This is a genomic window from Micrococcus sp. GbtcB5, from assembly GCF_019091605.1.
GTDB lineage: Bacteria > Actinomycetota > Actinomycetes > Actinomycetales > Micrococcaceae > Micrococcus > Micrococcus luteus.
Window position 1 is genome coordinate 1 of the sequence record NZ_JAGXJK010000477.1, and the last position, 236, is coordinate 236.

Here is a 236-nt window from a genome sequence, read left to right on the forward strand (position 1 = left end):
GACGGCTCCTCCGTGATCTCGAAGCGCAGGTGCGGCCAGCCACGCAGGGCGGAGGCCAGACGCGCGCCGGTGGCGGCGGGCGCCGTCCAGTGCACCTCGGCGCGGTGCTGGCCGGGCGCGACCGGCTGACCCTCCCACTCCACCGTGGTCGCGGGGCCGAGCACGGAGCTCAGCGCCCACTCCACGTGGGGGCAGAGGGCGGTGGGGGCGGAGAGGATGTGGTCCACGCCGCGGGT

General features: G+C 77.1%; 1 protein-coding gene. It reads right to left on the bottom strand.

Annotation, left to right across the window (positions count from 1 at the left end):
- Positions 1-236: DUF3145 family protein (locus tag KVS67_RS13170; RefSeq protein WP_217565564.1), on the bottom strand; the 236-nt coding region annotated here is incomplete at both ends.